Below are 14,154 nucleotides of genomic sequence, written 5' to 3' on the forward strand. Positions count from 1 at the left end.
CCGGGAGTTCCTTTCATTTTTCAGGGCAATTACCGGACTTATCCTGGCTGACTATCTTTTCAGGGCCGTTTTTTGTCTGACAGCCTGTTTTGCGATACAATGAGGTTGTCGGCTGAACTTCATGCTACGGAATGGTTAGCCGTACTGAAAACCATGCTTTCGATTTCGGAGGGGGATATTCTCATGAAATTTATAGATAATCAAGGAATCACGGACCCGCGCATGAATCTAGCGATCGAAGAATATGCGCTTAAAGAGCTTCCGCAAGACGAGGACTATCTTCTTTTTTATATCAACGAGCCATCGATCATCATTGGAAAAAATCAAAATACGGCGGAGGAAATCAACGCCGATTACGTCAATGCCAACTCTATTCATGTCGTGCGCAGACTGTCCGGAGGAGGTGCGGTTTACCACGATTTGGGGAATTTGAATTTCAGCTTTATTATGAACGATGACGGACAGTCCTTTCATAATTTCCGCAAATTTACGGAGCCTGTCGTACAAGCTCTGCGAAGCATGGGAGTAGAGGCTGAATTGACGGGACGCAACGACATTCAAGTCGGCGAACGGAAAATATCCGGTAACGCCCAATATTCCACCAAGGGAAGAATGTTCAGCCACGGCACGCTGCTTTTTGACTCCGAGATGGAGAATGTCGTGTCCGCGCTTAAGGTGAATAGCGACAAGATCCAGTCGAAAGGAATCAAGTCGATTCGCAGCCGGGTGGCGAATATTTCGGAATTTCTGCCGGAGAAGATAACGATCGAGCAGTTCAAGCAGTCCTTGCTGCGTTCTATCTTCGGAGGAGAGAACATTCCGGAGTATAAGCTGACTGAGGATGACTGGAAACGAATCCGAGAGCTGTCCGAGGCCCGCTACCAAAGCTGGGATTGGAACTACGGCAAATCCCCTAAGTCCAACTTCCGCCAGTCCAAGCGATTTGACCAGGTAGGAACGGTGGATGTCCGGCTTGATATTGAGAAAGGAAAAATTAAGGAGGCCAAAATATACGGGGACTTCTTCGGGCTTCAGGACGTATCGGAGCTGGAGAGCAAGCTGATCGGCCTTCCTTACGATAAGACGGCTGTCCGGGAAGCTCTGGCGGAAGCGGATGCCGGGAATTATATCGGCAAGCTGGATAACGAATCTCTGCTTTCCCTGTTTTTCTAGATCTCGTAGTCAGCGGACAGTTTTCCGGCGAGTGACGGTTTTGACATTTTTGATGTATAGAAAGAAGTGACATATTGAAGCCCGCTCCGAAAAAGTGGAACGGGCTCTTTCATCATTGTCGGCATGGTATATCCGAGTTCTCGTACCTTCCGGCCGCCTCTCGGCGCCGCTCATTGAAGCCTGAAGATCGAGGCGGATGCGGTCTATCCACCCTTGATTTCTCCAGGAGTAACTCCCCAATATTTGCGAAACACTCTTGTGAAATAGCTGACATCGCGGTATCCGACCATCCGGGCCGCATCATATACCTTGGCCCCTTCCAGCAAATATTGCTTGGCAAACTCCATCTTGCGCTCCAATACATAGGCCGAGAAGGATTTGCCCGTTTCCTGCTTGAACAACCTGCTTAAGTAGGATGAATTGACAAACAGACGGTCGGCAACGGTATGGAGGGACAGCTCCTGATCCATCTCCTTGTCGACAATGGTCAGAATATCTCTGACCATCTTGTGGCTGGTCGTCTTCCTCTGCCTCTGTTGGTACGCTATAAAGCTTCTAACAAAGCGGTTCATCCATTGGCGAATCTGATCCTTGGAGGCCAGGCTCTGCAAATTGTGATAGTAGCCGAAATCGGCGCCTACAACTTCCTGCAGGGACCATCCTTGCTTATGAACGAAGCGGATGAACAAGCTGCTCAAATAAAGGACATTCTCCTGCATTTCTTCGACGGAACCCGCCTTAAGCATTCCCTGCTGCCAAATAGCATCGAGCGCCTCCAGCGCCTGATCGGTATCTGCAAGCTCCAGTGCGATTTCCAGCTTCTTCTCAATGTTCGGTTCGGAAGGCAGAACCGGATCCGCGGCATTCTCCTCCCGATAAGGTACGGCCAAATCGTTGCCATACACAATTCTTTCCTGCAGCGCCTTGCGCGCCTGCATGTACAGCTTGCCTACCGCTTCCTTGTCGGAGGAAGGCTTGCTGATTCCGGCGCTGGCCGTCAGCTTCAGGCATTCCTTAATGACGAACAGCAGCTTGACGATCAGTGTATTCACGTGCAGTAAGAAATCCTGCCCATCCTCTTCCGGGGCGGCTGTAAAAATAATGGCGGTGGAACCTGCGGAATCCGAGCAGATCCAACAGGGTGTGCGCTCCAGATACTCAAGCGCCACACTTTTGACCGAAAAATCAAGCAAAGGACCGTCACTTTCGTTGAAACGGGTCTCTCCTTCGGGCAGCGGGTCCATATCGACTACGGCCACAATGTACTGCTGGTCCTTCTGCAAGCCGGGCAGCAGGTCGCGTCCCTTTTCGCTAACCTCCCACTCCTCAAATTTCCCCGCCAACCAATATTGGAGGAACATTTCCTTGACATAGGGCAGATGCTGGGCCCATTTTAATTGCAGCTTCCTTTCATTATGGCGCTTCTCCATCTCTGCGCGGACCTTCTCCGCGGCTTCCAGGACCGCCTCCACGATATCGGTATCCCCGGCCGGCTTGAGCAAATACTTGCTGATCCCGAGCTCCACCGCGGATTGCGCAAAAGCAAAATTATCATGACCGCTTAGAATAATAAATTGAAGATACGGATCTTTTTCACGGACCTGTCTGGCCAAGGTCAAACCGTCCATTTCCGGCATTTGGATATCCATCAGCACAATATCCGGTTTTTTGCGTTCGATTAACTCCAAAGCTTCTTTACCGTTTGCCGCGAGCCCGACTACCTCTATCCCATGATCTTCCCAAGGTATGTTATTGGCCAGGCTGTTGCGAAGCCGGGCTTCGTCCTCAACAATCATTAAGTTCATCTCTCTCTCCCCCTTATCCGAACGAAAGGCTAATGTTAACAGCTTATCGTTTAACCGGCAGACTCCTATCCTGGAAAAACAAGCGGGGGTCTTCTTCGAGACCAGTATGGACTTCCTTTTCGCTATGTCTGCAAGATGTTTGGCGATGCTGTGCTGCTTCGAGACTTTCGCTGTTTCTACGTGATGTTAAGGATGCTTGCGGCACTTCGAGAACAGTTTGGACTTCACTTCCGCTGTGTCTGCATGACGTGTTCGGCATCCTGTGGCACTTCGAGTACAGTTGCATTCCACTTTCGCTGGTCCGCACGATGTTTGGCAATCCTGTGGCACTTCGAGTACAGTTTGGACTTCACTTCCGCTGTGTCTGCATGACGTGTTCGGCATCCTGTGGCACTTCGAGTACAGTTTGGACTTCCAATCGCTGTTATCCTCGAATTTCTATTGAATGGATTCTATAAAGGTTGAAATCCGAGGATAACGATGCGACCGCTCACGCTTTTCCAGTTCCAAACTGTCTTCTCCGTGACTTTTTTGCCAAACATATTGCTTTACAGCGATATGCTCCGTCAAACTGAGTCAATGGGATACTGCTCAAAGACACTAACTGCTCACGCTCTTCCAGTTCAAAGCGGTAACAGCTTGGAGCCAGCCTCTCATTCAATGAAGAGGCCATGGGTCTCCCCACGGCCTCCGTACGATTTACGGAACTTCCGAAGTCTTCCGCTTATCCCTGGCACTCTCTTTCTTAATTATAAGCGGTGAATCTATAAATGCCATGGCTGCAGACAATTCGACGTCCTGATCATTCTACCTCGGCTTGGAAGATGTTATCGCGTGCATTGCAGTCCGTCAGCAAGAGCAACGATGACTCTTGCATGCTGCGTCCCAGTTGTTTACGAGTTATGGCCTTTTCCTTTATTCCGGCCGGGAACGTCGTGGTGGAACACTTTGATTTTAGCATGGGCTTGCTTGCCTTCGTATTCTACCGTAACCGTTGCGTTCCCCGGCTTCACTGCAGTAGCGAGGCCGCTGCCGGACACCTCGATCACCTTGCTGTGGAAGAGGAGAACGAAGCGCCGGTAACTCGCTCCCGGGTGCCATCGGAGTATACTGCTGTCACTTCGATTTGATGAGTCTCCCCGACTACGAGACTGTAATTGTAAGAATCCAGCTCTAATGATACCACATGAGCAGGCTGCCCTTCCCGGGTAATACGGATTCCCTTCTCATTCGTCTTGTAGCCGTCTACATAGACGGTTATCAATACCTGATTCTCTCCGAGCTCCAGAGGGATCGTTGCGGTGAAGTCGCCGTCAGGCTTCATCGTAGCCGGAACCCCGTTCACTAGAACCGAGGCAGTTCCCGGCCCCAATACCTCAACGTTTCCTTGAATGGAAGCCGTCGGCCGATTGACAACCGTACCGTCATATTGGGAATAGCCCCTTAATACAGCAGACCTGACCTGATCGCCCGCGCTGTATGTGTTGGCCACCAACTGTCTTCGGGTTCTCTGGCCGGAAGTATCCGCTGCGGAGATCACGAAGCCGCCATCCGGTATCAGGCTGTTATTCGGCTCCTTGTTCGTCCAGTTCCAGGTCATCGCCTGTGTTTTGTTAACTACACGGGTTACTTGACCGGACGCATCGACAATAGCCTCCACTCCCCAAGTATTCGTCCCTGTCGATAGACCGAAGCGGTTCGTATATACATTCAGATTATCCTCATTCCGATTGACGTTATAGTAATCCCCTTCAATAAAGCGGTCCGGCTGCCCGGGATGACTGATGCCCAATTGATAGTCCTTCACATATTCCCGATCTTCAATAGACGCTTTAATAATCGGCCAATTGACCTGTGAATAATCAAACAGCATCAAGCCATTAGTCTTGTGCAGCCCGGCCTGGAACACTTCCCTCTGCAGGGCGGGATCCTGGAGATTGGACAGTGCCATCCCCGCATAGAGCGGTATATCGCCATTCGTCAAAATATTTCCGAGCGTAATATATTTCTCGATCTGCTTGGCTGTCGTCTGATACGTGCCGATAATCAGAAAATCCAGGTTATCCGTATATCCGGTCTCATAATAAGTATCTGTGTACAAGTAGTCTTCGGGGAAACCAAGCCGCGGATCGTAGCGGAAATTCGGGCTGGCCCAATTGACCCCGTTTAAATAGTACGATTCGTACCAGGAGCCGACATAGGCAGAGGCCTGGATGTCTTTTCCTTTCATTTCGCTATAGCGGTCCACAAGCCCTCTTACTTCGGCAGTGAAAGATTCGATCGTTGCCGAGCGGAACTCCCACCAATCTGCGATAAGCGGGCCGTTAATCCGTGACCCGTCAGCGGCGTATTGGAAAATATCCTGAGGCCATTGCTTCAATGTTTTGCCTCTTGCGGCCAGGAACGCTTCAAATTTGGTGCGGGATTCCTCGCTGAAATCGGCGAAGAAGTTGTCGTAGCGGCCCCGATCCAGCAGAACGCCGTCTACGTCATAGTTCTTCAGCACCTCCTCGAAGCCCAGCAGTTGGTAACGGCGGGCATCGTCATTAGCCGGATTGATGAAGGCGACCAATGCCCCGCTCTGTCCGTATTTACTTTCGCGAAGACGCTTGATCTCCCCATTGTCCTCCGCCCGGTAAATGTGCTCTTCCCAATCCAGATGATCGTTCAGCACCGCAAATTCGTTATGCGCGAACGATCCTTCCGCGAAGACATTGAATGCGGCGTGCACTGTTAATCCAAGATCGTGCCCATGCCGGACAAATTCATCCAGCAAATCGAGATCAGGATTGGCTCCCGCTCGGGTCGGCGCAGTCATTTCGCTGACATATGGACGGCCGGTCAGATCGTTGCGCTTGTAGGAAGCGAAGCCTTCCACCCCTTTGACATCGAAGAGGACCGAGGTCACTCCGGCATCCTTCGCTTTGACAAGCATATCTCTTACGCTCTCGCTTGTTTGGAAGCTGACCGCGTTAGAGCCTTGATCGACCCACAGGTAAACCTCTTTAGGGAGATTCTGTGAAGCCTTGTAATAGATGATGAGTGTCTGCTCAGCCTGCGGGCTGCCATTCTTGCTAACCTGGACATCAATGTAATTCACACCGGTGGCCAAAGAGTATACATGGCGGAACGAATCATCAGCCTGAATGGCTGCCTGCTGTCCGTTGATGGTCAGAGAGTAACTTGCATCCTCGCTCCGGTTGGTCACTTTCCCGGTAATTTCCACAGAAGGAACGGTAACCGTGTAAATGGAGTCGTTGTCAATTACAAGCCTTGCCTTCGGGCCCTGTCCGGTCATCAGCTCGGTTACGGGCACCACCTCGCCGTTCTTGCGAAGCTTAATGATATCGCCCGGCCTGAAATTTTTGGCCAAATATTGCTTGTACGTCTTATTCGCCCAGCTATCGTCATTCGCTACCAGGACGTATCCGCCTGGCGGAATGGGAAGATCGGTCGGTCCCGTCCAGTTCGGAACTCCTCCATTAATGGACTGGTTAATGACTTGAAGCACCTGATTGTTCTGGTCCACCTGTACGCCGACAGCAGTGCGGGGGACCGTAATCTGATCACCGAAATCATTCGTGTAGAGTGCGATATAATCGGTTATGCCTTCCAAAGACTCGTCTATATAGTTGATTTGCTTGCGCGGTCCTTCAACGATAATCGAGATATCTTCAGGGGCGGCTTCCACTTCTATGTAGTCACCGTCGTCAGCAAGCCCCGCGCGAACTCCTTCCGGGCTGTATACTGACTCGGTTACCGTATTTCCCGCTCTATCCTCTACGCCGGAAGACGGACCCGTACCCGGTTCGCTCTGTGGCAGAGTTAACGGGATTTCTTCACTCTGCTGCATATAACCGAAATCCCCCCCCTCCATAGGTCTCTCCGCCGCCGGAATTCCGGTTTCCGCCGATGCGGCCATCCCGGTACCCGGCCCCGACCATAGAGTAAACAGGAGACAGCAGAGAAACAGTAATTTAAGCTTTTTGAACATTATTTCACCTTCCCTCACAGGAGTATTAAAAGATCTATCGATCCTCTCCCATTATATTTGATAGCGTTTACATTAAATAGAGGAAAGTGATTACTTTTTATCGGACTTTTATGACTTTTGCCGAGATCTATCGGCTCTATGAGGAGCTTTACGAGATACGAAATCCATAACTTAGAGCCAAAACTCATGTTAAATGAAAACATGATTTAATGCCCAATCAAGTCGTCTGTTCCATTCTTTTTTTACCGGTTCCGGAAAATCATCCTTAACAATCTCAATAATCCTCCAGATCTGAAGAATTATGTGTGCGTGTAATATGTCAGACGTAAAATCTTCTTTTCTCCGCTCAATGTAGGCATTTATGAAAGCTCGTACACAAACATGTGCAATATTTGGAAAATGCAAATGGGTCCAAAACAGAACATTTGCAACATCTACTCTCGGATCTCCATAACCTGCAAATTCCCAATCAATTAACTTACTATTGCCTTTTACATCACGTATCACATTGTGGTAACCGAAATCACCGTGTAGTAATAATGAGTTGAATGGAGAAACGGACATGCATAAACGAAATGTTACATCGTAACAGTTTATTAAGTTACTTCAGCTCAGATACGATTTATCGGTAAATATCAAAAGCTGTCCCCCATGAAAAAAACACGCGCTATTTAAAATATGCGCGTGTTTAGAGGGCAGACGAAGTAGTGTCAAGAACCTGCGCTAGACAGGTCGGCTGAACGGTTTGACCGATTTTCGGGTTTTGGCGTCGAACGCCTCCGTCAACGTTCGATAATTGCTTGGGCAATGCTTCGCCCATGAAATCGGCCGTTTTCTATGAAAATTTCATTAGCCCGGCTTCCGGCCGCTATCACTCCGGCGATAAACAGATTGGGAACGTTCGTCTCCATCGTCTCCGGATTATGCCGGGGAGCCCCCGTTTCCTCGTCCAACTCCACTCCGCATGCTTGCAGAAGCTGGCGGTCGGGACGAAACCCGGTTAGCGCCAGGACAAAGTCGTTGTCTAACCTGCTAACCTCCCCTTCGCTTTCGACCATGATGAAGCCTTCACCAATTTCCGTTATCTGTGAGGAGAACAGCATTCGGATTTTCCCTTTGTTCACTGCGCTTTCGAAAAGCGGACGCACCCAGGCCTTCACATAAGGAGACAGCTCGCTTCCCCGGTAAATAACCGTCACTTCCGCACCTACCCGCTCCAGCTCCAGAGCGGCGTCCACCGCCGAGTTGTTCCCGCCCACGACCGCAACCTTCATCTTCGCATAAGGATGCGCCTCCTGAAAGTAATGTGAGACGTGGGGAAGCTCTTCCCCCGGCACCTGAAGACAATTCGGCTGGTCGAAATAACCGGTGGCCACAATGACATGCTTGGCTCTGTAAGTATGTTTACGGCCATAACGGTCTTCACTGTCCAGTTCGAACCCGCCGTCCTCGGGCCGGATGGCAAGAACCCTTTCATATAAGCGGATCCGCAGCTCCTTGCGCTCGGCCACCGTCCTGTAATAGGTCAGTCCTTCGAGCCGGGTCGGCTTCTCGTTCGGAGTTACGAACGGGATTCCCCCGATTTCCAGAAGCTCCGGAGTACTGTGAAATTGTAAAAAGGTCGGATAACGATAAATAGAGTCGACGATGGACCCCTTTTCAATGATCAGAGGTTCAATCCCCTTCTCCTTCAACTCAGAGGCGGCGGATAAACCGCAAGGTCCCGCTCCGATAATGATGACTTGTTCCATGATGTCGCCTCCCCTTCATTGATCTTTAGTTTAGAAGCTGTGAACTAAAACGGTCATTCAATCCGTTCATCACGAATCTCATTAATTATACCGGATACCCGGAAGTTTTCCAAGATTTACGGGGATGGCGGAGAACTATAGCTTGCCTCCCGACAACGAGCACGTTTCTTCCATAGCTTCCCTTTCATCGCTAACTTCGGGTACATGCCCTTGGCTTGCATCCATACGCTCTTTCATTCCCGATCATAGAATAGAATTATGGAATGGGGCCACCCTGCGTTTTCATATAAACGGATAAGAAGACATAGACTAGGCTCGTCCCCAGAATCCCTAAGCTCTTTGCGATAAAGGAGGTGGAAGCATGAACCAGACAATTTCCCGTCGTGAAGTGGAAAAACTCGTCGGCAAGTATGTTTATGCGGTCAAGAAAGACGGTTCCAAAGTCAGCGGCAAGCTGAAGGCCATTCGAGGAAACCAACTGATATTTGAATACGAAAAAGGAAAGGATGCCAGAACTAAAGCTATTATTCCGCTTGTTCTGTTTGATTTGTTGGCCATTGGCACCTCTCCTTTTGCCTTCGGCGGATTTCCATTTGGTTTCGGAGGCTTTGGAGGTCCGTTTATCTGGTAATCTATTGCGAATTCCAAAAGGCACGTTCGCTTGCAGAGCGGCGTGCCTTTCAGCTTGACCGTCGTTTTATGGTACAATAGAATCATTCCTATTCATTAGACAGAAAGGAGGGACGGCTATGTCCACCAGCCTCGTTAATCGCACATTAAGCCATCCCCAATATTTGCTCCGTGTGGATCGCGATCCGGACAGCGGCAGCTATTTCGGCAGAATTATACAGCTTTCTGAAGGCAAGGCTTCCTCAGATGCGGAACAATCCGGGGAAATGATCTTCTCTTCCTTCCCTCAAGATTCCGTTGAGCAAGCGGAGAAAGCGGCCATGGATTACTATATTCAAATCAGGAAATAATGGTTGCCAGTGCCCGTTTCCCGTTCTACAATAATATAAACATGTAATATACATGTTCTATATCATTGCGACAGGGGCGATCCTAGTTGATTATTGACGTACATAACCATCCGGATTGGTACGGGTATAATCTGGAACGATTTTTGGACAATATGAAGCAGTATAACATTGACAAGACTTGGCTGCTCAGCTGGGAATGCCCGGCAACCGAATATAATCCCGAATACATCAAGCACATTCCCGACCCGGACAAGCCGAACGGGCCCATTTCCTTCGAGCGCTGCGCCGCTTACAAAGAACAGGCGCCGGACAAGTTTATATTGGGCTATGCCCCCGATCCGCGCCTGCCCGATGCCATCGATAAGCTGGATCATGCCATCCGGCTGTACGATGTCAAGGTGTACGGCGAGCTCAAGCTGAGGATGATGTATGATAATCCCGACGCTCTTCGTCTGTATCGTTTCTGCGGTGAGAAGGGCTTGCCGGTTCTCGTCCACATCGATTACGAATTCGATACCGGCTCCACCTACCCCCGCCCCAATTGGTGGTACGGCGGAGGTATCGGGGCGTTCGAGCGTGCCGTCCAGGCTTGTCCGGAAACGGTCTTTATCGGTCATGCCCCCGGGTTCTGGGCACATATTTCGGGCGATGACCAATATAATAAGACCGCCTATCCGACGGGCCCTGTCCTGCCGGGAGGCCTGGTGTCCGAGATGCTGCGCAGCTATCCGAACCTGTATTGCGATATTTCCGCAGGCTCGGGCTGCAACGCGCTGGCAAGAGACAGAGAATTTGCCAAGCAATTTTTGATAGAGTTCCAGGATCGCATTATGTACGGGCGGGATTATTTCGATAATGTGCACCAGCAGCTGTTGGAATCACTGGATTTGCCTAAAACGGTGCTCGACAAGATCTATTATCAAAACGCTCTGAAGCTCATCCCGGAGTAGAATTAGAGAGTCAAGGATACTTTCTTAATAGTTTAATTATGAAAAGCCCGGCCTCTCTAGGAGGACCGGGCCTGCTGCTATATTCAAAACAAACAGGCGCTGCGCCGGATATACTTATTGCAGAATGCCCGCCTTTTGCAAGTCCTCAATGTTGTAGTAGGGGCTGTAGCCCCGCTCGGATTGAAGAATGCCCAGCTTCTTTAAATCCTCGGTATTATAATAAACGCGAGAGCCGCTGTATTCCACCCTTATTCCATCCACATTCTGTATTTCCCCGTCTTTCGTCTTCCCACTGGGCCAAGTGATTTCATACAGCAGCTTCCGGTCGCCCTTTTCATCCTTTGTATAAAAATAACTGACCGCTTTATAGATTCCGGGACTGACCTCAGGGCCAACCCCGCCCAAAATTTCGACATTCGTGAATCTCTCCAAAGTCTCCTCCGTCACCCATTCGTCCGTGATCCCTGTTTCATAGCTGAACGTTTTTACCCGAATGTCATTGCTGGTTTTGCTAATCACTTTAGTCTTCCAATCCGGCGCAAGGACGAAGCGGAAGTATTCCTTCTCGTTTAGCACGAAAGGATTTGTTTTAAATACCATCACATCGTTATTGAATTCAACCCGGCTGTCGTAGATTTTGGCAAGCAATCCGGATGAAATCCAGCCTTCGGATAAAGTGGGGGGAAGCTCGCTTCTTTTCTCTAGCCTGGACATGACAAGCACCGTATCATCTTCATCGGTGAACTGGCCTCTGAAGTTTCCGGCAGCATCATACGCATACAAAAAAACCATTCCGCCCTGCTCTACCAAACCTTTGGGCAGCTCGTACTTCACTTCGTTATTTTTATTTAAATTCGCAATCGCTTCTCTCTCGGCAAGTTCACGGTTCATCCCGGTACCGGAAGAGCTGGATGATCCGGCTGAAGCAGCTTTGTCTCCCTCTGTGCTCACCTGACCGTCCGTGTTAATTTCCACCCGTCCTAATTCATTGTTCCAGTGATAATCGACACCGGTCAGATCGCCGATCTTGGCCAAAGGAATGTAGGTGCTGCCTTCATAGTTCAGGACAGGGTTCTCGCTATCCTTGTACTCGGTTCCATTGACAAAAATCGGGTAAGTGGGTTCCGTCAGAATATATTGCTTTACGGTAGCCGCAAGAGCGGTCGTCCCAAGAGTCAGACAGGCTCCAACCAGCAGTCCTGTAACGAATTTTTTCATAACTGCATTTGCCTCCATCATAAATTAGAATAAATAACGTTATTGCACGGCATCTGGCTCTATTTATTAGTTTTTAATTTACATTTTTTACCACAATATTTGCACATAAAACAAGGGTCCGCAATAAATACAGCCCCTTGTTCCGCCAACTATTCAAATTTGAGTTCGGCCAGATTAATTCAATTAAACTTCTTCCCAGATCCGTCTGGCATTATCCATTCCGATCTTCGATCCGACACGAGGATCTTCCATCCCTTCAAATTCAATCGATATGTATCCGTCATAACCCGATTGCTTGATTACACGAATGACCTCTACCATGTCGATATCTCCTTGGCCGACAATAGCCCCTCTCAAGAAATTACCGCTTGCGGTCTTGAACCAGCCTTCCCCGGGATCCCGATAGAAAGGTCGCAGATAGAAGTCTTTCAGATGGACCATGGAGGCATAAGAAATGTTCTTCTTCACCGCTACGACCGAATTTTCGTCGGCGCACATAAAGTTTCCGACATCGAGCGTGGTCTTGAAGTTCGGACGGTCCACCGCATGGATAAGGCGCTGCACCCGGTCGCTCGCTTGCACGAAGAAACCATGGTTCTCTACGCTTGTCGTAATGCCGAATTGAGCGGCGTAATCGGCCACTTGCCGGCAGCCTTCCACCATTTTGTCCAAATCCGCCTCGAATTGGGCGATGGAGGTTTCCGGTATCGGGCGGGAAGCCACATCATGACGCATCAATTTAATTCCAAGGCCATGCACAACATCGACATGCCGCTTCAGCTTCTCCACTTGCTCGTTAAAAGCTTCGTCGCTGTCGGTAATAAAGTTGGCGCCTACCGCGTAGTTGGAAATATCGATGCCGACCTCCTGCGCCTTCTTCCGGATACCTTCAACTAGAGAAGGGTCTTCAATCAGGTTGAAGCCCAACGGAACAATCTCGACGTGCTCCCCGCCATTCTCGGCAATCCATTCGATCGCTTGGAAAATATCCATTTCGCCAGAGTTGATAAGACGATAAAGACTGTAAGAACTTAGTCCGATTTTCATTTCTGGACCATGCCTCCTTCTAAACAATTATTTGTCTATTATAGCGCATTTTTTTCCATAGAGGCATCCATTTTTTGAAATCTTTCTCCGAGGTTGGACGAAGCCGTCCCTTTCGTCTTCCTGCCGATGGTTAGCAGAACCGCAGAGCGTGAATCCCCGCTCTATTAAGCGGTTTATCAAGTCACATCCGCGGCACAGCGAAATCCCATATTTCCCGTAGAGCTATCCGGCGTATTGGAGCTTCTGGCCGCCACCCGATACCGGTTGCAATACGATTTATGACATAGATAGGATCCGCCGCGGGTTACCCGGCCCGTTCCGGCGAGAGGACCTTTGGGATTCAGCCTCGGGCTGTCCTTGTAATAAGCGGGATGGAACCAATCCGAGCACCATTCCCATACGTTCCCCGCCATATTATACAATCCGTATCCGTTAGGAGGATACTCATTCACCGGAGAGGTGCCGGAATAGCCGTCAACCGCATTATCCTTGACGGGAAATTTCCCCTGCCATATATTGCAAACATATTTCCCGTCGGGCTTCAGTACATCGCCCCACGGATATTTCTTCTGAACCAAGCCTCCGCGGGCGGCATATTCCCATTCGGCCTCCGTAGGCAGACGCTTGCCCGCCCACCTGCAGTAAGCAGCGGCATCATTCCACGAAACGTGAACGACGGGATGATCCCAGCGTGTCTCCACGTTCGAGCCGGGTCCTTCGGGACAGGCCCAGTAAGCTCCTTTAACCGGCCACCACCAGGGAGTAGCTTGAACTACCTGCTCGACCGTGCGGGCGACCTCTTCCGAAACGAAGAGGTGAAATACGAAGGACCAGCCGAAGCTTTCAGCCTCCGTACGATAGCCGGTAGCCCGGACGAAATCGGCGAACTGTCTGTTCGATACCGCATACGGGTCGATATAGAAAGCATCCAGCTCCACCTCATGAACCGGGCCTTCTCCATCCGCAGGAAAGCCCTCCGCATTGTCCGTTCCCATCAGGAACGTTCCGCCCGGCAGCAGGATCATTCCGTCTGTCGTCCCGAAGTTCGGTGAAGCCGTAGTCCCCTCCGAAGAGGCTGCAGCCTGTTGCGCTGCGGTCAGTCCATCTGCAGCTTGTCCCTCCGCCGCCGCCCGGCTCGCCGTGCAGCATCCTTTGCGCCTCATTTTCCCGTTGTCCTCGTTCATCATCTGTACATCCTCGCTTTCCATTGATCGGCCTCCGTTGGCCAACGCAGTC

The 14,154-nt window shown here is 50.2% G+C and carries 12 protein-coding genes; 4 read left to right on the top strand and 8 right to left on the bottom strand.

What is annotated here, in order from left to right; all coding sequences use genetic code 11:
- Positions 1 to 183: 183 nt before the first annotated feature.
- Positions 184 to 1,173, top strand: a complete 990-nt coding sequence (locus tag ACTHRH_RS01170; RefSeq protein WP_150959206.1) for a lipoate--protein ligase — start codon at positions 184 to 186, stop codon at positions 1,171 to 1,173.
- A 203-nt stretch (positions 1,174 to 1,376) separates the two neighbouring features.
- Here the strand turns inward: ACTHRH_RS01170 and ACTHRH_RS01175 are convergent, their stop codons facing one another.
- From ACTHRH_RS01175 to ACTHRH_RS01195, 5 genes are all read right to left on the bottom strand, one after another.
- Positions 1,377 to 2,978 carry a response regulator gene (locus ACTHRH_RS01175; RefSeq protein ID WP_379290414.1) on the bottom strand — a complete coding sequence of 534 codons (1,602 nt, stop codon included), beginning with the start codon at positions 2,976 to 2,978 and terminating at the stop codon, positions 1,377 to 1,379.
- Between the two features lie 893 nt (positions 2,979 to 3,871).
- Positions 3,872 to 4,018, bottom strand: coding sequence for a hypothetical protein (locus ACTHRH_RS01180; RefSeq protein WP_440413662.1), 147 nt, complete (start codon positions 4,016 to 4,018; stop codon positions 3,872 to 3,874).
- A gap of 5 nt (positions 4,019 to 4,023) precedes the next feature.
- Positions 4,024 to 6,972, bottom strand: coding sequence for a hypothetical protein (locus tag ACTHRH_RS01185; protein ID WP_440413664.1), 2,949 nt, complete (start codon positions 6,970 to 6,972; stop codon positions 4,024 to 4,026).
- Between the two features lie 189 nt (positions 6,973 to 7,161).
- The gene (locus ACTHRH_RS01190; protein ID WP_144934006.1) at positions 7,162 to 7,536 is read right to left on the bottom strand and encodes a phosphotransferase family protein; all 375 of its coding nucleotides are present in this window, start codon (positions 7,534 to 7,536) and stop codon (positions 7,162 to 7,164) included.
- Between the two features lie 218 nt (positions 7,537 to 7,754).
- Positions 7,755 to 8,723 (bottom strand): YpdA family putative bacillithiol disulfide reductase, encoded by a 969-nt coding sequence (locus tag ACTHRH_RS01195; protein ID WP_144934004.1) that lies wholly within the window; start codon positions 8,721 to 8,723, stop codon positions 7,755 to 7,757.
- 361 nt (positions 8,724 to 9,084) lie between these two features.
- Between ACTHRH_RS01195 and ACTHRH_RS01200 the strand changes: the two genes are divergently transcribed.
- From ACTHRH_RS01200 to ACTHRH_RS01210, 3 genes are all read left to right on the top strand, one after another.
- Positions 9,085 to 9,354 (top strand): 50S ribosomal protein L33, encoded by a 270-nt coding sequence (locus ACTHRH_RS01200; protein WP_150959203.1) that lies wholly within the window; start codon positions 9,085 to 9,087, stop codon positions 9,352 to 9,354.
- Positions 9,355 to 9,472: 118 nt separating this feature from the next.
- Positions 9,473 to 9,703 (top strand): hypothetical protein, encoded by a 231-nt coding sequence (locus ACTHRH_RS01205; protein WP_144934000.1) that lies wholly within the window; start codon positions 9,473 to 9,475, stop codon positions 9,701 to 9,703.
- A gap of 86 nt (positions 9,704 to 9,789) precedes the next feature.
- Entirely contained in the window at positions 9,790 to 10,653 is an 864-nt protein-coding gene (locus ACTHRH_RS01210; protein ID WP_440413668.1) for an amidohydrolase family protein, read from the top strand.
- 114 nt (positions 10,654 to 10,767) lie between these two features.
- On the opposite strand, the gene ACTHRH_RS01215 is transcribed toward ACTHRH_RS01210, so the two are convergent.
- The 3 genes from ACTHRH_RS01215 to ACTHRH_RS01225 all read right to left on the bottom strand — a co-directional run bounded on the left by ACTHRH_RS01215 (position 10,768) and on the right by ACTHRH_RS01225 (position 14,126).
- Entirely contained in the window at positions 10,768 to 11,871 is a 1,104-nt protein-coding gene (locus ACTHRH_RS01215) for a hypothetical protein (protein WP_440413670.1), read from the bottom strand.
- A 183-nt stretch (positions 11,872 to 12,054) separates the two neighbouring features.
- Entirely contained in the window at positions 12,055 to 12,918 is an 864-nt protein-coding gene (locus ACTHRH_RS01220) for a sugar phosphate isomerase/epimerase family protein (RefSeq protein WP_440413672.1), read from the bottom strand.
- Positions 12,919 to 13,094: 176 nt separating this feature from the next.
- Positions 13,095 to 14,126 (bottom strand): formylglycine-generating enzyme family protein, encoded by a 1,032-nt coding sequence (locus tag ACTHRH_RS01225; protein WP_225312489.1) that lies wholly within the window; start codon positions 14,124 to 14,126, stop codon positions 13,095 to 13,097.
- Positions 14,127 to 14,154 lie beyond the last annotated feature (28 nt).

Origin of the sequence: Paenibacillus sp. SAFN-117, from assembly GCF_051966115.1 — a bacterium.
In the GTDB taxonomy this organism is placed as follows: domain Bacteria; phylum Bacillota; class Bacilli; order Paenibacillales; family NBRC-103111; genus Paenibacillus_L; species Paenibacillus_L residui.